Here is a 22,335-nt window from a genome sequence, read left to right on the forward strand (position 1 = left end):
GGAGAATTGTCGAGCCGTTATCGTCCGGCGAATTGGCATTGCCAGCCAGCATAGCCTAGCGTCGCTTTTGAACGGAAAATTGCGTGGAGAGCGGAAACGCGACCTGACAGACTTTTCCGAGGACCAGATCTTAAATAAGGTTCTCACCCGGTGGAGCGACGACGCCCCGCACCCATGCCGTCGGGAGGCATGCCAAGCTCCGTTTTACGGCGGATTTAGGCCGTAAGCTCATGAATGATCGGATCCAATCGATCAGGCGATAAGCTCGGAAACTGTCCGGTTGGTCTCCATGGACAGTTGCCCCCAACGTTCGACCTGCACCCCCATGGCCTGTTGTACCGTCAGGCCAAGCCGCGCGATGGAATCGCCGTTGCCTGCCAGGTGATAGCCGGTGCGGACCGCGCCGCCCGCATTCCCCGCCACCATCACCGGAATGCCCTCGACCGCATGAGCCTTCGCGATCGAGCAATCGGAGTGGGCAAGGACCAGGCAATTGTCCAGCAGCGTACCGTCTCCCTCGGGAATGGCCGACAAGACATCGAGGAATTCCTTCCAGGCCACCATGCTCTGCGTCGCGAAGTAGGAATGCTCCTTCTGGTATCCCAGTTGCGGATCCGTAGGCTCTTCATGCGTCAGGGTGTGATGCGTCGTCGTTTCGCCTTCCCGGCGCAGATTGGACGCGGTGTCGGAGAACAGGACGTTGAAGACATGCGTCTGATTGACTTGCAGCGCCTTGGCGAGAAGGTCTGCCATGATCCGGTGGGTCTCCATCACTTGCCCCATCTCCGAGCCTTTTCCTTCACCTGCCGGAGCGGCGGGACGGGAAAAGTCCTTCACCGGCGCGGGCGGCTGAAGTTGCAGGTCCAGTTGCTGCTCGATCTGGCGGATCGAAGTGAAGTATTCGTCAAGGCGCTGCCGGTCACTCGCGCCCACGGTGCGCATCAGCTTCCGGCGATCGTCCGTAATCGCGGAAAGCACGCTGCGCCGCGCCATGATCCTGGTATCGGGCTCGAACGCCAGCGTATTGGGATCCTGGAAACCGGCGCCGAATATGCGGCGATAGAGCGCTGCCGGAGATGTCTCGCTGGGGTTGGGAGAGCCGGCTGCGTGATAGGAGTAGGAATTCTTCAGCCCGCAGGTGGACACCTCCAGCGAGCGGAAGCGGGAATTGCCGCCGATCTTCTGCGCGATCAGAACGTCGAGAGTGGGCGCCTTCACGTTCTCGTTCGGCACCGGTATGCCGGTCCGCAGACCGAGGCAGCCGGTGATATGCGGCTTGTTGGCAACCCCGTCCAGCTTCACATCGAAGCCGCTGAACAGCGCAAGCTTGTCCCGGTAGGGCTCCAACGGGGCCAGGTCCGCAGGCATCGCATAGCCGCTGCCGACAGTCGCCGGGATCCACTTCTCCGGGATGAAACCGCAACCCCATACCCAGGTCCCGAAGCGAACAGGGAGCCGCTGACCCGTAGCGGCGAGCGCGGTGCCGTTCGAATCCAGGAAGCAATCCAGGAGGGGCAGCGAGACACCGACCGCCGCGCCGCCGATAGCGCCGCGCAGAATGGTTCTGCGTGAAATGAAGCTCATAGCCTGTCTCCAGCAGTGGCGCGGGTGTTGGCGCGCACGAGGTTTCCCGATGGGCTCGAAGGTGTTGCCGCGAAGAAGTTTGCGCTCGTGACGATCCGGCGCATGAGGTCCGGAACCCGGTAATCGTCGGCGGTGAACCGGCCGATCAGCCAGTCGAGATAATAGCGCTCGTCCCAGGTGATGTCGCGCCCGACGGCGGACTTGTACATCCGCTCCGCGATGCAGCGCGGCACCTCCGGGTGGTCGTGCAGCGCATCGGCCAGGCCGTCCGTCGTATTGAAACCGGTGCCGTCGAGAGAGCCGCTGGTGTCGATCAGGGCACCGTTCTCCCGGCGCCGGAAAGTGCCGAGGCCGTCGTAGTTCTCCAACGTCAGCCCGAGCGGATCCATGACCTTGTGGCAGCCCGCGCAGGAAGGATCGGTCGCGTGCTGGAATATGCGGTCACGCGCGGTGACGTTGGCCTTGTGGGCCGTGGCCTCGATCGCGGTGAAATTGACGTTGGCCGGCGGGTCCGGAACGTCCTGGCACAGGAAGACCTGGCGCAAGGCGTAGCCCCGCAGCGTGGGAGAGGTCCGGCCCGGATGCGAATGCAGCGCCAGGAACGAGACGTGCGACTGGATACCGGCGCGATGGGCATCGGGCGCGAAAGTCGCCGGCACCCAGCCCCGCCGTTGCGGAACCGGCGTGCGATAGACGATGCCAAGGCTGCGGGTGAGAAAGGTGTCGCGCGTGGTGAACAGATCGCGATAGTCGCCGCGCTTCGTGATCAGGTGCTCCACCACCGTGCGCAGGGTCTGCTCCTGCGCGTCCTCGGCCAGACCGGAATTGAACGCCGGATAGATCGCCGGATCCTTGGACAAGTCGCCGAAGCGATCGAACTGCATCATGTCGGCGAAGAACGCACGCACTGCGCCTTCATAACGCGGCGAGGCCATCAGCCGGTCTGCCTGCCGTTCCACGCCGGCGGAATCGTCAAGCTCACCCTGTTCGGCCGCGCGAAGCAGTTCGTCGTCGGGCGTGGAATTGGTCAGGAAGAAACTCATCCGCGACGCTTTGGAGTAGGCATCCAGTTCGCCCGGCGCCCCGTCCTGACCAGGCTGCATGGTTTCGATCCGGAACAGGAAATCGGGCGAAACCAGCATCGTATAGAGGCTCAGTTCCAGCCCCCGGTGGAAGTCGCCAAGCTGCGTTGCCGCGCGCCGGGCAAGCTCGACGAACTTGTCCGCTTCCTGCCGTGTCAGGGCACGGCGGAACAGCAGACGCCCTTTCTGGGTCAGGAGCTGCCGGGCACAGGGCGCATCGAACTGACGCGGGTCGGCCGGACCGCAAGCAAGGAAGCGCTTGCGCTGCGACTTGCCGAGAACGGTGGCGGCAATGCCCTGGGCTGAGGCATCGTACTGCTCGATGGCGAAGGGCGACATGCCCGCGGTTCCGGTGCCGACCGCGATCAGTCCCTCGGATCGGACCGCCTTTTCGAAGCGACCGTTGATAGGCACCTTTACGCCGAAGACATCCTCGATGCTGGCGCGATACTGCGTCTCCGTCAGCCTGCGCATCATGGGGGGGCCGCCGACGGGAGCGGGTTCGCCCGGCTCCATAAGCTCGGCACCGGCCAGTACCACGACCAGGGCGATCAGCCCGCCGACGAACACCGGAAAACGGAAGCGTCGGAGCCGTGAAAGAGCGGCACTAGTCATTGCGCACCATCTTTTCTCGAAGGGGAGGATCGACCACGAAAGCCGGCCGGGCTTCGAAGCGGTACTGGGTGGAAATGGAGCTGAACGCTCCCGTCTTCGAGTCCGGGTGCCCATCGGCCATGCGGTGGAGAGACTGCCAGATCCCGGCGCAAGTATGGCCGAGCACGCGGGCCGCCCCATTCGCGGAGGCGACCGCCCTCGCCAGCGTCGGCTGACCTTTCGCATCCCTGCCGTTGCGAAAGCCGAACTGATAATCGTAGAGGTCTACCACCGGCGTGTAGCCCGCCAGATAGCCCTTGAGCACGCCTTCAGGCGACAGCTTCGCTTCTATCCGCGCGTCACGCAGCGGCCGCTCCATGTACATGCCGTTCACCACATGGTGAAACCGCACGTCGACCGGTTCCGTCGTCAGCACGCCGTCACGGATGCGCCCGCGCGTGGAGGCGCGGAACCTGGCATCGGGATCGACGGCGTAAGTCGCATATTCCAGAGCCTCTCGCGTAGGGCTGAGCTGCAAGGGATCGGCATTGGCATGGATGCCCACGCGCACGTCGTCGTCATTGCGAAGGTCGTCCACGCCGTCCAGCTTCACGAGGATGCCCCAGGAGCCAGTGAGCATTTCCACCTTGAAGCCGTTGGACTGGCCTGCGCTCTGATAGGAACGGTTGCAGCCCACCGCTCGCCAGAACTGGTTGTCCACGCCCTTCCTGCCGTCCATGCCGACGAAATCGAGCCGCCCGCTTCGCGCATCGACTGGAGAGCGCGAGACCTTGCCGTCAAGGTCGATGCCGTCTGCCCGCGCCGCGCCGCTGGTCAGCAGGCGGGCATGCGTATCGATCGGCGCCAGTTCGGGGTGAAGGCAATAGTCGCTCCCATCCGGCGCGACAGAGAGCGTCTTTCCGCCTTCTTCCAGCCGCTTTCCGTAAGCTTCATCGTCCTCGCCCGAACGCCGCTTACCCGCCGGACTGGCCGCGAATATCTGGGAAACGTCCATAGACATGCCTTGCGGGCAGGCCGGCGTGTCCTGCCCATCCGGGCCGAGCGCATAGGCAATGTCGGTCAGGACGAAACCAGCTGTGCCGTCGCGCAGGAACGATCCGCTGGTTGCCGCCAAACGCTCAGGCGGGCGCAGCATATACGCAGCCGCCCCGAGGACCGCGACGGTTCCCGCAGCGGCCAGCAGCCAACCCCTGGTCAGGCGGCGTGACGCCATCAGCGCATTCTCCCATAACGAACCGTTGCTTTCGATTCCTTACACCCCTGAAAGTAACAGGGTTGAAAGAAACGGCAAGTGCCGATATCAACCCGTCTGAAAGCTCGTCACGTTCAGGAAGCATGGCTTGGTATGGCTCGCCCGTTATCGGTTACGGATTCCCAGATACTGGATGCGACGAACGCGGCGCTGGTCGAACTCGGCACGCAGGGGCTCAGCATTTCGGAGGTCGCCCGCCGTGTCGGCCTGTCGCGCGCGGCCATCAGCCAGCGGTTCGGCACGCTGGATGATCTGAAGCGCCTGCTGATGAAGCGGCTGCTCAGGGAATTCGAGGAACGGCTTGCGGCCGTCAGGATCGAAGCCGGCGCGCCCGGCCTGATCCGCATAGCGGAGCTGGTGGGTAACATGATCGGTGCGCGCGAGCAGTTCAGCAACTTCATGTTCCGCTACAGCATCAACATCAACGATCCGATCCTGATCGGCCTGGAAGAGCAGCGCGGAGAGATTCTGCGCGCGCTCATAGCGAAAACGATGCCGCCGACTGCGATCGAGACGACTGCCGCAGTGGATGCCTTCATGGCGCACCTCACCGGATCGATCATGAACTGGCAGGCCAGCCGCCATCCGGAAGCGACCGCATTTCTGAAGGAGCGAACCCTGAACTGGATAAGGCTGGCCGGTATTCCCCTGGAAGATTCCCATTGATGGCCGCGACGGGCTCACCGCCTTCGCGCCGGATCAAGCCGTGGCTGCTCTGGCTTGTTCTCGCCCTTGCCGTCGCGGCGGCAGTCTATGCGGCCTATTTCTTTCGACCGATCGCGCAGGCTGCTCCGCCGCCGTTGCAGGCGCAAGGCGGCAGCGTGGCAGCGGGCCGGTATCTGGCGCAAATCGGCAACTGCGCCGCCTGTCACACGGCACCCGGCGGAGCAGCCCATGCCGGCGGCGTGAAGTTCAAGACGGCGTTCGGAACGCTTTACTCCACCAACATCACGCCGGACCGAGAGACCGGCATCGGCCGATGGACCTACGGGCAATTCCACGCCGCGATGAAGCACGGCACAAGGCCTGACGGGTCACACCTCTACCCCGCCTTCCCCTATGCATCGTTTGCGAAGATGCGGGACGAAGACATCGCCTCCCTCTACCTGTATTTTCGCTCGCTGCCGCCGGTCGCCCAGCGCAATCGCGACAACGAAATGCATTTCCCTTTCGGCAATCGCGCGCTGCTGCATTTCTGGAAGCGCCTTTATCACAAGGACGCCGCCTTCACGCCCTCCCCCCGGCATTCGGTGCAGTGGAATCGCGGCGCCTATCTCGTGGAAGCCGTGGCACACTGCGGCGCCTGTCATACCCCTCGCAACATGCTGGGCGCTTCCGATGAGAGCCGCGCCCTGCATGGAGGCGCCTATGTCGATCAGGTCGCGAGCGGTGAGTATCGCCAGTGGGCTGCCGCCGATCTGACGCCGGGACAGCACGGCCTCAAGGACTGGACCGCCTCCGACATTCGCGATTACCTGCTCTCCGGCCGGAACCGGCGCGCGGTCGTCCACGGGCCGATGACGGAAGTACTCGCCTCCACGCGCCACCTGTCGAAAGCCGACGCGGATTCGATCGCAGCATACTTGCGCGGTGTCGACGCGGCGCCCGCGCGGTGGGACTTTTCGGCGCTGCGATCACGCGTCGATGAGGGTGAGATCGTCTACACCGTGCATTGCGGCACCTGTCACTTGCCCGATGGCAAAGGCGATCGCATCCTCGGCGTGCCGCTCATACGCAATCCGATCGTGCAGGCGAAAGATCCGTCCTCGCTGATCAACGTCATTCTCTATGGCCCGGACTTGCCGCCGCCGCCTTTCAACAGCGGCCGTGCAAACATGAAGCCGTTCGGCAAGCGCCTTTCCGACGAGGATGTGGCGGCCCTGGCCACGTACCTGCGCAGCGAGTTCGGCAACAATGCGCCTCAAGTTTCTCCCGACCAGGTGCGACGGCAGCGATAGCGGATTAACGCGCTGCTTCAGTTCGCTTTGGCTTGGCTGCGCAACGCGAAGCTATAAGCGGCGGTGACGATGATCCCCGTCAATACGGCTGCGCATCCCATCAGCACGGCCGCATCGAAGGGGGCAAAAGCCCATAGCCCCGCGTAGACCAGGCCGCTCAGCGCCATCGACCATCCCCCGACCCGCGCGACCTTGCGCGCCGATGCATTTGCCACGAAGGTCTTGGGCATTCGATTCCCGAACCAGGCGACCATCAATCCAATCGCGCCCATGACGATGCGCGTGGTGGTGTCCTGATCGATATACCCCTGCTTGCGGGCGAACGAAGCGGCAAGCGCAAGCACGATGATGCTCGCGGCCCAGGTAAGACTACCGGCGATATCCTTGTTCATCGTGAAGGCTCCTTCGTGGGCGCCGGGGTTTCTTCACCGAATGCGAACGAGTGGACGAAGCCGAGTAAAGCGTCCTCGAGCACTGTCAGCTTCAAATGATACAGAACCGCCTTCCCCACCTTCTCCGCATGGACCAGATCGGCTTCCTTCAGGACGGCGAAGTGAGCCGACATCGTCGGCTTGGACACGTCGAACTGGTCGCTCAACTCACCAGCGTTCATCGGCCCCTTGCGCAGCAATTGCAGCACTCGCCGCCGCGTAGGATCGGAAAGGGCTTTGAAGACCTGATTCATGATGCGATATTTAGCTAATTATCGAAATGAGTCAATTCGCGTTTCGAAGCTGCCCCTATATGAACTTTGGTTCCGCATGGTGGTTGACGCACGTCTGGATTGGCGACATCAATACTCCGACAATTGGGAGCAGAGGATGTTTCAAGCATTCCAACGGTGGCCGGGCAGGATCACTCTGGCTCTGGCTGCGGCAAGTGCCGTGTATTCGGCCAGTGCAAATGCCGGTGAGCAAGGCGATCCAACGAAGGCGTTGCGCTCGGAAGTGACGATTTCGGCAGGCGCGGGCGGCCCGACCATCGATCCCGATATCTACGGCCAGTTTGTCGAACATCTCGGCCGGGGCGTGTACGAGGGCATCTGGGTAGGTCCGGATTCCGCCATTCCGAATGTGCGGGGCATCCGCTCGGACGTGGTTGCGGCGCTACGCCGCGTCAAGGTGCCGGTCATTCGCTGGCCCGGCGGCTGCTTCGCCGATGGATACCACTGGCGCGACGGCATTGGTCCGGCCGACAAGCGACCGCGCGGGATCAATGCCGCATGGAGCAAGTCCCCCGAAACCAATGCTTTCGGCACACATGAATTCATGGACTTCCTGGGCCAGATCGGTGCCAAGCCGTTCATTTCCGTAAACCTCGGCAGCGGCAGCGTGCGGGAAGCCGACGATTGGCTTCGCTACATGACCGCCCCTCAAGACAGCGCGCCGGGCGCGGAGCGGGCGGCAAACGGGCGCGCTCAACCCTGGGAAGTCCCGTTCATCGGCGTCGGCAACGAAAGCTGGGGCTGCGGCGGAAACATGAGTGCCGATACTTATGCGGCGGCCTTCCGGCACTATTCCGCCTTCCTGCGGACCTATTCGGGCGAGCGTGCCAAGCTGATTGCCGTAGGCGCCGACACGGACGATTACGCATGGACGGACCGCGTGATGGCACAGGCGATGAAGTGGCGGTCGCAGCCCACCCCGCTCTCGCTGACGACCGACCGGCCGCTGATGTGGGGCCTGTCGCTGCACTTCTACACCTTCGCGGGCAATGACTGGCATGCGAAGGGCCGGAACGTCGATTTCGACGAGAACGCCTGGGCGGCTGCCCTGGCGCGGGCCGACCTGACCGACGAACTCATTCGCCGCCATTCCGAAATCATGGATCGGTACGATCCTGAAAAGCGCGTTGCGCTCGCCGTGGACGAATGGGGCGGCTGGTTCCAGAGCGAGAAGGACGCGCCCTCGCAGCTCTATCTGGAAAGCACCCTGCGCGACGCGCTAATCGCGGCGAAGAGCCTGAATATTTTCAACCGTCACGCCGACCGGGTGAAAATGGCCAATCTGGCGCAGATGGTGAACGTCATCCAGTCGCTGGTGCTGACCCGGGGCGCCGCAATGGTGGTGACGCCGACTTACCACGTCTTCGATATGTACAAGGTCCACCAGGGCGCGCAGGCATTGCCGGTTACCGTCGCGACGCCGGACTATATCCAGGGGAAAGTTCGGCTCCCCGGTATCGACGTTTCGGCATCCCGCGATGCGGCGGGCAAATTGCATGTGACCATAGCCAACCTCGATCCGGCCCGTGCAAACCGGTTGAACATCCGTCTGGATGGCGGCCCCTGGCGCAGGGCAAGCGCCCGTGTCCTCACCGCGGATCGGATCGATACCCGCATTACCTTCGAAGGGCCGGACCCCTTCGTACCGCAGCCGTTGCCCGCGCGCCTGACCGCTGGCGGCGTCGAACTCGACCTGCCTTCCAAGTCGGTGACCGTACTGGAAGTGGAATGAAATGCCTCGACTGGCCAACAAGCGGAGAGACGGAATGAAGATCAAGCTCGCCTGGCTGCCGGCCATGGGCCTTGCCGCGCTTGGCGCTCTGGCGACATCCGGCTTGGCCCAAACCGGCGCTGCTCCGGGTGAAAGGCAGCTCCAGATCGTTGAGAGCCTTGCAGCGCAGGAAACGTCTCCGGTTCCGCCCGAAAGTGCGCTCACGTCCTATCTGCTGGTCTACTTCCGGGACGAGACTCACTCGCTGCACATTGCGGTGTCGCGGGATGGTTACAGCTTCACGGACGTCAACAACGGCCAGCCCGCGCTTGCGGGGCGTGACATTTCCGAACAGAAGGGCATCCGCGATCCGCACATCGTGCGTGGCCCCGACGGTGCCTTCTATCTGAGCATGACCGATCTTCACATCTTTGCCCAGCGCGAGGGGCTGCGCGAAACCGAGTGGGAGAAGCCGAAGGAAACCCATGGCTGGGGCAACAATCGCTCGCTGATCTTCATGAAATCGCGCGATCTCATCCACTGGACCCATGCCATCGTCCCTGTCGACAAGCTGTTCCCGGAAACCGCCCGCCTGAGCGCGGCTTGGGCACCTGAAACGATCTACGACCCGAAGATGCGCAAGATGATGGTCTACTACACCACGCGCGACGGCACCGAGCCGGAGCACATGGTCTATTCCTATGCCGACGATGCCTTCACCACCCTGACCCAGGCACCGCGCCCCTTGTTCACTTATCCCAAGACGACGATCGGTACGATCGACGGCGATATCACGCGCGTCGGAAGCAAGTTCCACCTGTTCTACGTCGCGCACGATCGGCCGGGGCACCTCAGGCAGGCCGTTTCGGATCGGATCGACGGCGGTTATCGTTTCGATCCGACCCCGGTCGATCCCGAAACCGTGGGAACCGAAGCGCCCAACCTCTGGCGCCGGGCGGACACGAAGACCTATGTGTTGATGTACGATGTCTTCGGCGCCAAGCCGAACAACATGGGCTTTTCGGAAACGAAGGATTTCAAGAATTTCCGCAATCTGGGGCGGTTCAATGAGCCTGGATCGCCGATGAAGGCTACCAATTTCAGCGGTCCGAAACACGGCGCGGTCATACCCATTTCGCCGGGTGAAGCCGATCGGCTTGAGCGGTATTTTGCAAAGCCTGAGTAGTCGCAACTCGCGGCAGGCTTGGTAAACCACCGGAGCTGCCGGTTTGTACGTCGCTCCAAATCGGTTACCACAACGGCAATCGATATTCTGAAACTTGGGTTATGGCAGAAGTGCAGGACAAGGTGCGGCAATCAGCAGCGGCGAAGGCGGGGCAGAAACCGAGCCGAAAAAGAGGGCGTCCCGCCGCCGCCGACTCCATGAAGATCACTCAGGACATCCTGACCGAAGCCACGAGAATGTTTCTGGAATTGGGGTATGAAGGCACCGCGATGGATGCCGTGGCGACCAACCTCGGCATCCCTCGTACCACACTTTACAAGCGTTTCTCAGACAAGGCGGATCTGCTTCAATCCGTGATCGATGCGAAGATTGCATCATGGTCCGAACTCAACACCAGGCGCGATCCGGCGCTGTCGCACGATCTTGTCGAGCAGTTGACCAGCTACGTCGGAGCGATGCTGCTCTGGGGCACCAACCCCGAAGTTCGCGCCATTACCAAGCTCGCCGGCAATCTGGCAGGCGCGTTGGGGTCCGGTTTCCTGGGGCACAACCAGAAAGGCTACCGCAACCTGCATGCGCTCATCGTCACTTCGGTGCGCGACTATGGCCCCGCCCAAGGGTTCAAGATGCGCGATCCGGAGGGAGCCGCGGACCTGGTAATGGCCGTGACGGGGGGAACGATTGCCATACGGCCCGAAGGGAAGCCGTTCAGTGAGGATGAGGCGAAAACAGTCGCCGCCTCTCTTGTGGACCGCATCGTTCGAGGGGCCGAGGCCTGGTAACCCCTGCCCCCGAACGACGATCGCCCGGCCGGAAGTTTAAGCGGAGCAACGGCTCCAATCAGCGCGAACCGAACGAGAAGCGGACATTGAGGCCGAACTCGCGGGGCGGCGTCATGGTGATGCCGGTGTAGGTGCTCGTGGTCGTCGCAGCCGTCGGTCCGGTAAGGATGGGACCGTTCGGCCCAAACCCGCCGAAGCCGAGCTGCTGATAGCTGGTCGAAAGCGGGCTGGTGCGGGAAAGCGCCTTCTCCACTTCGAACAGGTTCTTGGCGTAAAGCGAAACCTCCCACATCCCCTTTGGATCGCGAATGCCGGCATAGAGATTGACCAGGGCATAATCGCCGACATCGTCGTAGATATTGGTAGGATCGCTCTGGGATTTGCCGTTGTAGGTGACGAGGCCGCGAAGATAGCCGTCAAGCCCGCCGGAAATCGGCAAGCTGTACTCGCTCTGGAGCGTAGCCGAAAAGGGAGCCTGAAGCGCAGAACGCTGGGAGACCTGGCACGTCGCCAGGTTGTCCGATCCGACGGCGGCCTGGAGTTCGGCAAGTGACGGGGCCGCCAGGACGTTGTCGGGTACGCCGTCGCCGTTGAGGTCGTTGCATGGGACCGTTCCGTTCTTGATCTTGCCCAGCGAGTAGCTGGCGATCAAGCCCATGGTCCAGCGATCGGAGATATCGAACGAAAGATCGCCTTCCACGCCGTTCACTTCGACGGGGACAGCGCCCACGAAATTGAACTGGCCCACCTCCTGGCGCAGGCCCGTGACCTGACCGGCGCTGTTCCGGTCGGCTACGGTGTTGACGTAATAGACGCCATTGGAGACGCGGTAGGGATAGTTCTTGAACTTCTGATGGTAGCCGGTGAGATTGAAACGCATGCGTCCGCCCATGAGCGTGCTCTTGAACCCGATCTCATAGGACTTCGACGTCTCCGCCGGCAGGTTGGTGAAACTCTTCTCGACGGGCGAAGGCAGGATATTGAAATCGCCCACCACATTAATGCCGGGGCGCCATGAACTGCCGGTGCTGGCATAGACCATCAGGTCTGGCGAGATATTCTGCTTGATGGATGCGGTGTAGATCCACTTCTTGGCATCCTGCCCCTCGGTCGAGACCGTATTGCCGCCCACGACCAGCGTGTTTTCCGAGTTGTAGTCGATGTGCCGCAGGCCGCCGGATACCTCGGTGGAATCAGTCACATGAACGGTCAGGTTGCCGAAGACCGATTGTTCGTGACTGCCGCCGAAGCGGCCGATCGGTGTCGTAACCGCCGTCGCGAGGCCGCCGCCGAACAGGAGCGGCAGGCGCACCGCCGTGCTGCGCAGGAGATCGGTGGGCGCATCGTTCTTCTGGTCGAAGAAGCCGACAACGTAGTCGACCATACCGAACAGGCGTTCCTCGTTCTGCAAGCGGACTTCATGCGACGTGGACTTCGTGCGGGTGTGGGTTTCCTGGAAGATCGTATCGCCGGGGAAGACGACGGCCGGGTCCAGGCTGGTATGCGATAGGACGTTCTGACTATAGTGCTGCCCCTGATAGATCAGGGTCTGCCCGACGAGGTTCGCTTCGGCACGCCAGTTGTAGATATTGTAGACCTGCTTGATCCGGCGCGGCTCGACCTGATTTGAAAGACGGTCGCTCGTATCGATATAGACCGGACTTGGCACGGCATCGGGATTGACCTCGCTGAACGAAGCGACCTGGTCGTACCCAACCGCATTGCGCTGCATATGCTGGTAGACGCCTTCCAGCTTCAGCCAGTCGGTCGGCTGAAGAAGCCCGCTGACGCGCCCGGCGCGCGTACGGGCGAACGGATCGCGGCCACCATAGCTGGTATCGAGAGGCCGGACGCGGTTGTCCTCGTTCTCATCCCAGACGCCTGCGACGCGGATCGCCGCAATGCCCTCGATGACGGGCAGGTTGAGCGCAGCCTTGATGTTCTGCGTGCCGATATCGTTGGCCGTCATGTCCACCGTCCCGCCAACGGTGTAGAGATCTGGCTTACGGGTGGCGACGGTGATCGATCCCGATGGCGAAGCACGTCCGCGCAGCGTGCCCTGAGGGCCGCGCTGGACTTCGATCTGCCCGATATCGAACATCTGCTGAAGAACGATGCCCGCAACGATCGGCGCGTCGTTCATGTAGAACTCGACGGTGGAGTTGAAGCCGCTGGCATTGACGTCGAAATTGACGCCACGCATCTTGGCGCTGCCGCCGACGCCGTTTGACTCCGACGTCAGTTCCAGCCCGGGCACAAGGGTCTGCACTTCCTTGAAGTCGCGAATATTCAGCTTCGCGATCTCTTCGGATGTCACCGTATCAATGACTGCGGGCACATCCTGCACGTCTTCGTCGCGGCGGCGGGCCTGGACGATGATGACGTTTGCCAGGTTTTCAGCGGCCGGGGCCGACTGGGCCCAGGCGGGCGTTGCCACGGCGAAAAGGCTGGTGGACGCCAGCAGCAGGTTGCATCCTGTCTTGATCATATTCCCTCCCGTTTTTTTAGTTTTCTTCTACTCGTTCGCAGTGACTATCCGCTTCGTCTCCGGACCGAACGCAACCGTTCCTCGCAATGCGGCAGTGTCGATGGTTCCATCGTCCTCGCCCCGGTCCGGGCCCGGCTTGACATGCCGCCCCCGCCACTTAAAACAACACACTGTTGCTATATGGGCAAGACGCAATATCGGTCTGACCGCATCGTCAGGGCGATGATCAAGGCCGCCGAACGAGCAGAAGAGGATGACGAATTTGGACGCGCCACTTTATCCTCCCGCAAAGGCCTACGATCCGCCGCGCAGACTGGCCCGGATACTCAGTTCGCGAGACACTCCGATCGCCATCCTCCAGTCGAACCCCGCTGCCTGGGAGATCGTCAACAAGCACATTCCAGGGATGGATCGGCGCATCGGCAACGAAATGATCAAGCCGCATCTCGGCAACTTCTCGCTCGAATCGCTGCTCGTTTTCGGCGTGGTGCAGCGGGAGCCTCTGGCAAGGATCGATGGCGAGCTGGCCAGACTGGGAGAGGTTCAGTGAGCCTCGAATTCGATACCGATCGGCGCCAGGCGCTCATCATCGCAGGAGCCGGTGCAATGCTTCCCATAGCTGGCGTGGCTGCGGCAAAATCCTCGGCGCTCGCAAAACATGCGAGCTGGCCTTTGCGAGACATTCCGTTCGATGATGGCTGGAAATTCCATCGCGGCGGCGGAGACGGTTTCGAACAGGCAGGCTTCGATGACAGTGCCTGGCCTATCGTCGATCTGCCGCACGACTGGAGTGTCGAGGATGTACCGGGCGGGGTGGAACCCTCGCAGATCGGCCCCTTCGACAAGCGCGCGATCGGCAAGGGCGCCACCGGCTTCACCGTTGGCGGCGAAGGCTGGTATCGCAAACGCTTCCGTGTTGCGGACTACGCGCCGGATGCAAGGATCGAACTGGCTTTCGACGGGATCCATCTCGAAAGCGACCTGTTCCTGAACGGCCGGTCGGTCGCCGGCAACGTACATGGCTACATCCCGTTTACCGTCGATCTTACGCCCTATATCGATCGCAAGGGCGACAACATCGTGGCGGTCCGCGTTCGCAACGAAGGGCGCAACACCCGATGGTATGCGGGCTCCGGAATCTATCGGCCGGTTACGCTCGATGTACTCCCCGGCCGATGTCACATCGCGCGCTGGGGCGTTGCGGCGTGGACCCGTCGTTTCGCTGACGGCCATGCGGAGATCGATCTGACGACCTCGCTCAGCGGCGACACGGCAGGTCATGAGATCGTCACCCGCCTGATCGACGGCGACGGCCGCACCGCCGCCCAAGGTCGTGTCGTCGCTTCCGGCGTAGTGCGCCAGACCCTCACGCTTCAGGGCCCCCGGCTCTGGTCACCCGATCATCCGAACCTCTATCGGCTCGAAACCGAACTGCGCCGCGACGACAAGGTCGTCGACAAGCTGGAACAACCCTTCGGCGTGCGCATCGTGACCTTCGATCCTGCGCGGGGGATGGCGATCAACGGCAATGTCATCAAGCTGCGGGGCGGTTGTGTGCATCATGACAACGGACTGCTGGGCGCCTGCGCGTTTCGCGATGCCGACGAGCGTCGGATCCGCCTGCTCAAGCAGCGGGGCTTCAACGCCATCCGCAGCGCCCACAATCCCGCTTCGCGCAGCCTCAGGGAAACCTGCGATCGTCTGGGCATGCTGATGATCGAGGAAGCCTTCGATGCCTGGCACGAACACAAGGAGCCGCAGGACTTCTCGATCCATTTCCGGGAGCACTGGGAAGACGTGATCGCGGGCATGGTCCTGCCTGCCCGCAACAGTGCCTCGGTGATCATGTGGAGCATCGGCAATGAAATCCCTCTTCGCGCCAGCGACGAAGGCGTGGAATGGGAATGGAAGCTCGCCAATGCGGTGAAGGCACTCGATCCGACCCGGCCGGTGACGGCAGGCCTCAATGGTGTCCTGGGGCAGGAGATGATCGCGGGAGCCGATACCGCGCGTCCCGGCCTTGCCGGAAAGGTCGACAACGCTTCCACGATTTTCCTCGATGTTCCAGGGTACAACTATCGGCTCGATGACATCGAACGCGAGCATTCCAGCCATCCCGAGCGGGTCGTCTACGGGTCCGAGACTTTCGCGCGCGAGGTCTTCGATTACGCCGCGCTCATGGACCGCGCGCCCTATTTCCTCGGCGAGTTCCTGTGGACGGCGATGGACTACATCGGCGAAGCGGGCCTCGGCGCAACGGCATTTCTGAAGAATGGCAGCCCGCCCTATTACTTCGCGGCATGGCCCTGGGTGAATGCGTGGTGCGGCGATCTGGACCTGATCGGCCGCCAGAAAGCCTCTTCCCTCGCTCGCGATGTCGCGTGGGGACTCTCGTCGGTTACCATGACCGTGCAGCGGCCTACGCCCGAGGGAACCTTCCCCTGGACCGCGAACTGGGGATGGCCCGACGAATTGGCGAGCTGGAACTGGGATGGCCATGAAGGGAGCCCCCTCAAGGTGCGGATCTACACGCCCGGAGACAAAGTCCAGGCGATCCTCAACGGTCAGGTTGTCGGTGAGAAAGTGCTGGCAGCCGGCGACAGGATGACTGCGGAACTGCCAGTGCCTTACGCAGCCGGCACTCTTGAGGCCGTGGCCTGGAAAGACGGCAAGATCATGGGCCGCACGCGATTGGACACCGCAGGCGAGGCAGCCTCCTTGCGGGTGTCGGCCGAGCCTTTGTCCGGCCGCCGCGGCCGCGATGCGCTTGCCTATCTCAATATCGCGGTGGTGGACGCCGGGGGACGGGTACTGCCCGACGACATGCGGCCGGTGACCCTCGCTCTCGAAGGCTCCGGCGAACTTGCCGCCTTCGGAAGCGCCAACCCGCAGGCCGTGGGTTCGCTAAAGGCCAACCACACCCGGACCTTCAGGGGACGTGCCCTTGCGATCCTGCGGGGACGAGGCAAGGGAACGCTTCGGGTCACAGTCAATTCGCCGGGACTTCCCGCCGCCAGTGCGACGATCGCCTTCGAATAGACCGGCAAGGCCGTGCTTCAGCTTGCCCCACCGATAGCGCCCGGAGTGAGCACCAGCGCCAGGATAACCAGGGCGGTGCAGACGTAAGCCCATGTCCCCATTCCGGCCCAGGCGATGCGGCCTGCCGTCTGCTGGTGCTTTCCGGCTTTTTCCAGGCGTTTGGCGTAGATGATCACGCCGGTCACCGACATTCCCGTCAGCACTGTGCCGAACAGGAACCAGATGATCTTGGTGGCCAAACCGCCGAAGGTGCCGAAGTGAAGCGGATCCGCCATTTCCGAAATCCGCTGGTGCATATCCAGATCCGTGCCGTCCAGAGCACCGAGCAGCCGGCCGTCGGCCGGATCGATCGCCACACCGTTGGCGCGGTCGCGAACCAGCCAGGCGCGGTCCTGCCCCAGCAGCACCACGCCGCTGTCTTCGGTGAAGCGGATTTCGCGAATGTCGAGCCCCGGCCGCTCGGCCCGCGCCGCCGCGACGAGCCGGTCGAGCGCTGCTCCGGTCGGCGGCGGCAAGACGGTCTCGACTTTCGGCAGTTTCGGAACCGAGGCATTTCCGCCAAGGGTCTCCACCAGATACCATAGTCCCGTAAGCGCGATCAGCGCGACGAACCACAGGCTCCACAGCCCGCCAAGCCGGTGAAGATCGCCGCTCAACCGGCGCGCATCTCCTCCCCTTGGCAGTCGGAAGAACCCGCGCCACCACTTCTTGTAGGTGACGATGCCCGTCACCAGCGAGGCGAGCAGCAGCAGGGCGAGCGAACTCACCAGCGGGATGCCGATCTTCGTCGGCAGCATCAGATGGCGATGCGCCTGCCGCAGGAAACGATGGACGTTGGCCCAGCCATGGACCCCGGTCACTTCCCCGCTCCAGGGATCGACATAGACGCGGCGCGGTGCCCCCTTCCCCATATCCACCCATGCTTCCGCGGTGAACCAGGGGTCGATCGGCGCGTAGAGCGTCGTCAACCGCCCGCGTGGCTCGGCCTTGGCAGCAGCAGCCGCCAGCGTGCCCCAGCTCGCGCGCGGCTGATCCTGCGGTGACGCCCGCATTGCGGGCGTCACCAGCCAGTCGATCTCGTGCGCGAAAACGGCAAGCGTTCCCGTGGCCAGCACGAAGGTCATGAAGATCGCCAGCTTCAGACCGGCCCAGGCATGGACCCGCCACCAGAGCGAACGCCCCTTTTCCTTGCCGGCCTTCTTGCCCCGAACCTTGCTCGCCATCAGAACCTGAAGCGCAGCTCGGCAAGGAACGTGCGCGGTTCGCCGGGGAAGTGCCCGCTTTGCGCGGAAAAGCCCGATGCCGCGTAGACCTTGTCGAAGATATTATCCACCCGCAGCAACAGCTCGGCAAAGCCCAGCCCCTTGGTGATCGAAGCGTCGAAGATGGTGTAGGGCTTCACGGTCTGGCCGGAAAGGCTGATCCGGCGCGAGACGTGCTCGCCGCCGAAGGCAAAGGCCGTGTCGATCGACGGAACCTGGTACCGAGTCCAGAAGCCCACCTTGTGCTTGGGCGCATTGGCGAAGCGATTGCCCACGGCATTGGTGATCGCCTGCCCTTCGGCCGTGCCGGTGATCTTGGTGTCGTTGTAGCCGTAGTTCACGAGGAGCACCCAGTCCGGCGTTATGTCCGTCGTCAGGTCGATTTCGAAGCCCTTGCTCGTCACTTCGCCGATCGGCGCGAGCTGGTCCACGCCGTTGACGGGTTCCTGCGTGGGATCGACCTGAAGGATGTTCTTGCGCACGATGCGATAGATGGCGGCGTTCGCCTGGATACGTCCGTCAAACAGCTGCGTCTTCACGCCGCCCTCGATCTGGTTCCCGGTGACCGGGGCGAAGGGGCCGCCTGCGTCGGTGTTCTGGTCGGCAGCAGCCTGCGGCTCGAAGCTTTCTGACCAGCTGGCGTAAAGCGACACATCCGCGCGCGGCTTGAAGATCGCGCCGCCCCGCCAGGTCAGGTCGTTGTCCGAGTAGTCGGAACGCCCGGAAACCCTCCCGCCGGTGCTGGTGGTCACGCCGTCGTCGAACTTGTCGTAGCGCACGCCTGCCACCAGCAGCAGCGCATCGGTCACGCTGATCTGGTCCTGAAGATAGGCGCCCCGGCGCTTGGTGCGGGTGTCGGTGGTGGTGTAGGGCAGCAATGCCGCACGGGCCGCATCGCCAGAGCCGCGGCCATAGACCGGATTGCTGAGGCTGAGCGAAGTCACGCCCGTGCGCAGGATGCGCGAATGCAGCAGGCTCTTCTCGTCATACCAGTCCGCCCCGGTCTGGAACTTGTGCTCCATGCCCAGCACGTCCACCCGCGCCGTCATGTTGGCCATGAACGACAGGCCATGGACAGGGCGGATCTGGTCGCGGAATTCGCGGCGCACCAGATCGGGATTGGCGGGATCGAGGCCGCGCGGTTCGTGGTACTGCTGCTTTTCGGTGGCCTTGAAGTAGCGCGCGCCGACGTCGAAAGTGACGCGATCGCCGATCGTGGTCGCATAGCGCGCCTGGTATGCCTGCGAGCGCAAATTGAGGAAATCGGTTTTCTCGTTGGCATTCCAGCGGATGCTGGTCAGGAAATTGCCTTGGTCGTCGACCAGGACGCCGCGCAGGCGGTTTGCCTGAAGCTCGCTGTCGTAGATGGTCGCCTGCAACGTCAGCTTGCCGCCTTCGTTGGTCTTGATGGATATCCCGCCATCGCCGATCCGCGACTTGTTCTGCGTGTTGCGGCGATAGGGATCCATCGATTCATAGAAACCACCCAGCCGGTAGGTGATCACCCCGTCGCGGTCGACGGGACCGGTCGCTTCCGCCGAAAGGCCGATGCGATCGTATGTGCCGCCGGTGACGACCGCGCGCAGTCCGGTCTTGTCCGAGGGCGTCTTGGAAACGTAGTTGATGATGCCGCCCGGCGACCCTGGGCCGAAGAACAGGCCTGCCGGTCCCTTCAGCACCTCGACACGCTCGATGTTGAACAGCTGCGGCACCGAAAAGCCGATGAAGGGGTTGCCGCGCTGGCCGTCATAGAAGGACTGGTCCTGACGGAACCCACGGAACGTGACGCCGGCATAGCTGAAGAAGCTGACGCCCGAGATATTGCGGTAGATGTCCGTCGCGTCGCGCGCGCCCTGGTCGGCAAAGAGCTCGGCGTTGATCACCTGCACCGCCTGGGGAATATTCATCGGGTCTTCCGCGACTTTGCCCACGGTAGCCTGCTCGACGCGGTAGAGACGCTGGGCACGGCCGGTGACGATAATCTCGTTGGCGACGCCGGGATTTTCGTCCGGAGCAACCTCCTGCGCGAACGCCGGGACAGCGATGACGGACACCGACACGGCCAATGCCGCCTTGATAAGTCGCAAGATGTATCTTCCCTGTTACCGCAATGCGAATCGTTCGCAATATTGCGCGGGACATAGCCGTAACGGGCGTCTGCGCAAGTGCTATCGCGATGCAATAACGAAAGTTTACAAAGGATAAGGCTGGTTATCTGCCGCTCCCAGGTTGACCGGTGCGCCGGCATTTCCGCGCCGTTCCGGACAGAACGGGGAAATATCAGACCAACGATATACGGAAATTTTGTAGCAATGTTGCTATTGCGTATCACTCTCATCTTTCGTAGCGCCCTGTCCGAAATTTGAGGGGAAAGACTTTGAAGCCATTTCGTCACCGCCTGACGGTCACCGTCGCTTCCATCGCACTCACCTGCACGATGTCCAGCCTTGCCCGAGCAGCCGGATCCGACGAGCCAGGCGCCGACGACGAGACCCGGGACGACCGCACCATCGTCGTGACCGGCCAGCTCGCCGCAGCACCGGTCGCGGCAAAGGCTGACATCCCGATGCTGGAAAACATCCAGCCCATCTCGGTCCTCCCCGAGGAACTGCTCAGGGATCAGGGCGTACGCCGCATCTCCGAGGCGCTCTACAATGTGGCGGGCGTTTCCCGCTCCAACAACTACGGCTTCTTCGACGGCTTCAACATTCGCGGCTTCAACGCCAGTTCCGGAGCGACTTATCTCGACGGCCTGCTGGACGACACCGGCTACGGCACCTCGGAAATGACGGCGCTGGGCCATGTCGAAGTGGTGAAGGGACCGGCCTCCGGCCTGTTCGGGCAAGGGCCGATTTCCGGCATCGTCAACCTCGTGAGCAAGCGACCGGAAAACGATACGTTCCTGGATATGGGCATCGCCGGGGGCTCCTACAATTTCAAGGAGTTGACGGTCGATGCAAACCTGCCGCTCAACGCCAGCGGAACCCTGCTCACGCGCCTCACCGGCGTCATCCGCGACCAGGACTTCTTCGTCCATGCCTCCGGCCAGCAGCGCTTCTTCGTTGCTCCCGCCCTGACCTGGGCGCCCGATGCCGATACCACGCTGACCGTGCTCGGCCGCTATGTGGATGACCATATCAATCCCTGGTCGCCGACCACCGCCTATGGCACCGCGCTGCCCAATCCGAACGGGCCGGTCGATATCAAGCTGTCGATCAACGATGTCGAATATCCGGCCGTGCAGGACAACGACTACTGGAACCTCGGCTACGTCTTCGACCACAAGTTCAGCGACGCGATCGCGGTCCACCAGTCGCTTCGCTATCAGGACTTCCGCAATACCTGGGACAACTGGCTGTTCGTCACCGGCATATCGTCCGACTATCGCCGCGTCCGCCGCGCCTTCTATGGTCCCTATGCGGAGAATGGCCACTATTTCCGGGTAGATACCAATGCCAGTGCCCGCTTCGATACCGGGCCGCTGAACCACTACGTGCTGGCCGGTCTCGATTACGGCCGCCGCGCCGCCAGCAACGTCAATCTCTACGATTCCAGCATGCCTTACGAACTGGACCTCTACGATCCGGTCTACGGCACGCTCAGCACCCATAACCCGGCCGTCCCGGCCACCACTTACGCCAGCCGTACCCGGCAACGTGGCTTCTACCTTCAGGATCACATCAAGCTGGGCGATCTCCTCACGGTGACGCTGGGCGGACGATGGGACAAGGCGACCAGCACCGTCACCAACAACGGCATCGCCAATCCCAAGGTGAGCGACAATGCCTTCAGCCCCCGCGCAGGCGCGACCGTGGCACTGACCGACTGGATTTCGCTCTACGCCAATTACGCCAAGTCCTTCAATCCGCAGGGTACCTATCGCGCCGCCGACGGATCGAACCTGCCGCCGGAGCGCGGCGTTAACTATGAAGGCGGCATCAAGCTGGCGCGCAAGGACGGCACGCTGACCGGCATGTTCACGGTGTTCCAACTGACCCGCACCAACGTGGCGACGGCCGACGCGGTCATTCCCAACGTCTACGTCCTGACCGGCGAGCAGCGCACTCGCGGCGTCGAGGCCGAGGCCGGATGGCGCCCCCTGGCCGGCGTGGAACTCACCGGTGCGTTCACCTACCTCGATGCCAAGGTTACCGCAGACAACCGCCTGCAAGTCGGTTCGCGGCTCGGATCGATTCCGCGCTATATCGCCAATCTGTGGGCGCGCTACACCATTCAGGACGGCGCCCTTGCCAACCTGGGGGCCGGGTTCGGCGTGCATCACGAAGGTGACCGCATGGCCAGCACCGCCTCGGCCGTTCCCGGCGCGACGGCGCCCTTCCGGCTCAAGGCCTATACGCTGGTGGACGGAGCGCTGTTCTATGACTTCGGCGAATGGTCCGTCCAGGCCAACATGCGCAACATCCTGAACAAGCGCTATTTCCCGACGGCATCGCTCACGCGCACCACGCCCGGCGAGCCGCGCACCTTCCTCGTCAGCCTCTCTAGGCGGTTCTGAGAGACCGTTTGAAAAATGCCGCAGAGGCATTTTTAGAGCGGCACCGGCCCCCCGTGTTTCTCAGGCGCCCCCACCCTACCACCCGCAGGATACTACCGTTGGGTGGTAGGGTGGGGGCGCCTGAGGAATAAAAGGG

Annotated in this window: 16 protein-coding genes; 8 read left to right on the plus strand and 8 right to left on the minus strand. The window is 62.9% G+C overall.

All coding sequences use genetic code 11. The annotated features are described in order from the left end of the window. Nucleotides 1–252: 252 nt before the first annotated feature. The 3 genes from ACI3K3_RS11380 to ACI3K3_RS11390 are packed head-to-tail and all read right to left on the minus strand — an operon-like array spanning nt 253 to nt 4,494. On the minus strand, nt 253–1,584 hold the full coding sequence (locus ACI3K3_RS11380) for a DUF1552 domain-containing protein (protein WP_404913771.1): 1,332 nt from the start codon (nt 1,582–1,584) through the stop codon (nt 253–255). Further along, nucleotides 1,581–3,281 (minus strand): DUF1592 domain-containing protein, encoded by a 1,701-nt coding sequence (locus tag ACI3K3_RS11385; RefSeq protein WP_404913773.1) that lies wholly within the window; start codon nt 3,279–3,281, stop codon nt 1,581–1,583. The genes ACI3K3_RS11380 and ACI3K3_RS11385 overlap by 4 nt, the downstream gene beginning before the upstream one ends. After that, nucleotides 3,274–4,494 carry a hypothetical protein gene (locus ACI3K3_RS11390; RefSeq protein WP_404913774.1) on the minus strand — a complete coding sequence of 407 codons (1,221 nt, stop codon included), beginning with the start codon at nt 4,492–4,494 and terminating at the stop codon, nt 3,274–3,276. Before ACI3K3_RS11390 ends, ACI3K3_RS11385 begins: the two co-directional genes overlap by 8 nt. Before the next feature lie 132 nt (nt 4,495–4,626). On the opposite strand from ACI3K3_RS11390, the gene ACI3K3_RS11395 reads away from it, so the two are divergent. Together ACI3K3_RS11395 and ACI3K3_RS11400 are read left to right on the plus strand one after the other, a co-directional pair. Beyond that, nucleotides 4,627–5,199, plus strand: coding sequence for a TetR/AcrR family transcriptional regulator (locus ACI3K3_RS11395; RefSeq protein ID WP_404913775.1), 573 nt, complete (start codon nt 4,627–4,629; stop codon nt 5,197–5,199). Next, on the plus strand, nt 5,199–6,491 hold the full coding sequence (locus ACI3K3_RS11400) for a c-type cytochrome (RefSeq protein ID WP_404913776.1): 1,293 nt from the start codon (nt 5,199–5,201) through the stop codon (nt 6,489–6,491). Before ACI3K3_RS11395 ends, ACI3K3_RS11400 begins: the two co-directional genes overlap by 1 nt. A 17-nt stretch (nt 6,492–6,508) precedes the next feature. Here ACI3K3_RS11400 and ACI3K3_RS11405 read toward each other — a convergent pair whose 3' ends face one another. Beyond that, a complete protein-coding gene (locus ACI3K3_RS11405) occupies nt 6,509–6,883 on the minus strand; it encodes an ammonium transporter (RefSeq protein ID WP_404913777.1) in 375 nt (124 codons plus the stop codon). After that, complete coding sequence (locus ACI3K3_RS11410) at nt 6,880–7,176, minus strand: autorepressor SdpR family transcription factor (protein ID WP_404913778.1); 297 nt, start codon at nt 7,174–7,176, stop codon at nt 6,880–6,882. Before ACI3K3_RS11410 ends, ACI3K3_RS11405 begins: the two co-directional genes overlap by 4 nt. A gap of 136 nt (nt 7,177–7,312) precedes the next feature. Here ACI3K3_RS11410 and ACI3K3_RS11415 point away from each other — a divergent pair, with 136 nt between their 5' ends. The 3 genes from ACI3K3_RS11415 to ACI3K3_RS11425 all read left to right on the plus strand — a co-directional run bounded on the left by ACI3K3_RS11415 (nt 7,313) and on the right by ACI3K3_RS11425 (nt 10,894). Continuing rightward, nucleotides 7,313–8,947, plus strand: a complete 1,635-nt coding sequence (locus ACI3K3_RS11415; protein WP_404913779.1) for an alpha-N-arabinofuranosidase — start codon at nt 7,313–7,315, stop codon at nt 8,945–8,947. Nucleotides 8,948–8,981: 34 nt separating this feature from the next. Further along, nucleotides 8,982–10,112, plus strand: a complete 1,131-nt coding sequence (locus ACI3K3_RS11420; protein ID WP_404913780.1) for a glycoside hydrolase family 43 protein — start codon at nt 8,982–8,984, stop codon at nt 10,110–10,112. A gap of 101 nt (nt 10,113–10,213) precedes the next feature. Continuing rightward, complete coding sequence (locus ACI3K3_RS11425) at nt 10,214–10,894, plus strand: TetR/AcrR family transcriptional regulator (RefSeq protein WP_404913781.1); 681 nt, start codon at nt 10,214–10,216, stop codon at nt 10,892–10,894. 58 nt (nt 10,895–10,952) lie between these two features. Here ACI3K3_RS11425 and ACI3K3_RS11430 read toward each other — a convergent pair whose 3' ends face one another. After that, on the minus strand, nt 10,953–13,382 hold the full coding sequence (locus tag ACI3K3_RS11430; RefSeq protein WP_404913782.1) for a TonB-dependent receptor: 2,430 nt from the start codon (nt 13,380–13,382) through the stop codon (nt 10,953–10,955). 262 nt (nt 13,383–13,644) lie between these two features. Between ACI3K3_RS11430 and ACI3K3_RS11435 the strand changes: the two genes are divergently transcribed. Together ACI3K3_RS11435 and ACI3K3_RS11440 are read left to right on the plus strand one after the other, a co-directional pair. Continuing rightward, on the plus strand, nt 13,645–13,932 hold the full coding sequence (locus ACI3K3_RS11435) for a hypothetical protein (protein ID WP_404913783.1): 288 nt from the start codon (nt 13,645–13,647) through the stop codon (nt 13,930–13,932). After that, the gene (locus ACI3K3_RS11440) at nt 13,929–16,421 is read left to right on the plus strand and encodes a glycoside hydrolase family 2 TIM barrel-domain containing protein (RefSeq protein ID WP_404913784.1); all 2,493 of its coding nucleotides are present in this window, start codon (nt 13,929–13,931) and stop codon (nt 16,419–16,421) included. The genes ACI3K3_RS11435 and ACI3K3_RS11440 overlap by 4 nt, the downstream gene beginning before the upstream one ends. Before the next feature lie 17 nt (nt 16,422–16,438). Here ACI3K3_RS11440 and ACI3K3_RS11445 read toward each other — a convergent pair whose 3' ends face one another. Together ACI3K3_RS11445 and ACI3K3_RS11450 are read right to left on the minus strand one after the other, a co-directional pair. Beyond that, nucleotides 16,439–17,644, minus strand: a complete 1,206-nt coding sequence (locus ACI3K3_RS11445; protein WP_404913785.1) for a PepSY-associated TM helix domain-containing protein — start codon at nt 17,642–17,644, stop codon at nt 16,439–16,441. Then, a complete protein-coding gene (locus tag ACI3K3_RS11450; RefSeq protein ID WP_404913786.1) occupies nt 17,644–19,770 on the minus strand; it encodes a TonB-dependent siderophore receptor in 2,127 nt (708 codons plus the stop codon). The genes ACI3K3_RS11445 and ACI3K3_RS11450 overlap by 1 nt, the downstream gene beginning before the upstream one ends. Nucleotides 19,771–20,060: 290 nt before the next feature. On the opposite strand from ACI3K3_RS11450, the gene ACI3K3_RS11455 reads away from it, so the two are divergent. Beyond that, the gene (locus ACI3K3_RS11455; RefSeq protein WP_404913787.1) at nt 20,061–22,199 is read left to right on the plus strand and encodes a TonB-dependent siderophore receptor; all 2,139 of its coding nucleotides are present in this window, start codon (nt 20,061–20,063) and stop codon (nt 22,197–22,199) included. Nucleotides 22,200–22,335: the final 136 nt, after the last annotated feature.

Origin of the sequence: Novosphingobium sp. ZW T3_23, assembly GCF_044987305.1 — a bacterium.
Lineage (GTDB): Bacteria > Pseudomonadota > Alphaproteobacteria > Sphingomonadales > Sphingomonadaceae > Novosphingobium.

Excerpts from the sequence above, each read along its gene's own strand:
- ACI3K3_RS11380 (WP_404913771.1), bottom strand. The coding sequence starts at position 1,584 with ATGAGCTTCATTTCACGCAGAACCATTCTGCGCGGCGCTATCGGCGGC.
- ACI3K3_RS11390 (WP_404913774.1), bottom strand. The coding sequence starts at position 4,494 with ATGGCGTCACGCCGCCTGACCAGGGGTTGGCTGCTGGCCGCTGCGGGA.
- ACI3K3_RS11395 (WP_404913775.1), top strand. The coding sequence starts at position 4,627 with ATGGCTCGCCCGTTATCGGTTACGGATTCCCAGATACTGGATGCGACG.
- ACI3K3_RS11420 (WP_404913780.1), top strand. The coding sequence starts at position 8,982 with ATGAAGATCAAGCTCGCCTGGCTGCCGGCCATGGGCCTTGCCGCGCTT.
- ACI3K3_RS11430 (WP_404913782.1), bottom strand. The coding sequence starts at position 13,382 with ATGATCAAGACAGGATGCAACCTGCTGCTGGCGTCCACCAGCCTTTTC.
- ACI3K3_RS11445 (WP_404913785.1), bottom strand. The coding sequence starts at position 17,644 with ATGGCGAGCAAGGTTCGGGGCAAGAAGGCCGGCAAGGAAAAGGGGCGT.
- ACI3K3_RS11405 (WP_404913777.1), bottom strand. The coding sequence starts at position 6,883 with ATGAACAAGGATATCGCCGGTAGTCTTACCTGGGCCGCGAGCATCATC.
- ACI3K3_RS11415 (WP_404913779.1), top strand. The coding sequence starts at position 7,313 with ATGTTTCAAGCATTCCAACGGTGGCCGGGCAGGATCACTCTGGCTCTG.
- ACI3K3_RS11410 (WP_404913778.1), bottom strand. The coding sequence starts at position 7,176 with ATGAATCAGGTCTTCAAAGCCCTTTCCGATCCTACGCGGCGGCGAGTG.
- ACI3K3_RS11400 (WP_404913776.1), top strand. The coding sequence starts at position 5,199 with ATGGCCGCGACGGGCTCACCGCCTTCGCGCCGGATCAAGCCGTGGCTG.
- ACI3K3_RS11425 (WP_404913781.1), top strand. The coding sequence starts at position 10,214 with ATGGCAGAAGTGCAGGACAAGGTGCGGCAATCAGCAGCGGCGAAGGCG.
- ACI3K3_RS11385 (WP_404913773.1), bottom strand. The coding sequence starts at position 3,281 with ATGACTAGTGCCGCTCTTTCACGGCTCCGACGCTTCCGTTTTCCGGTG.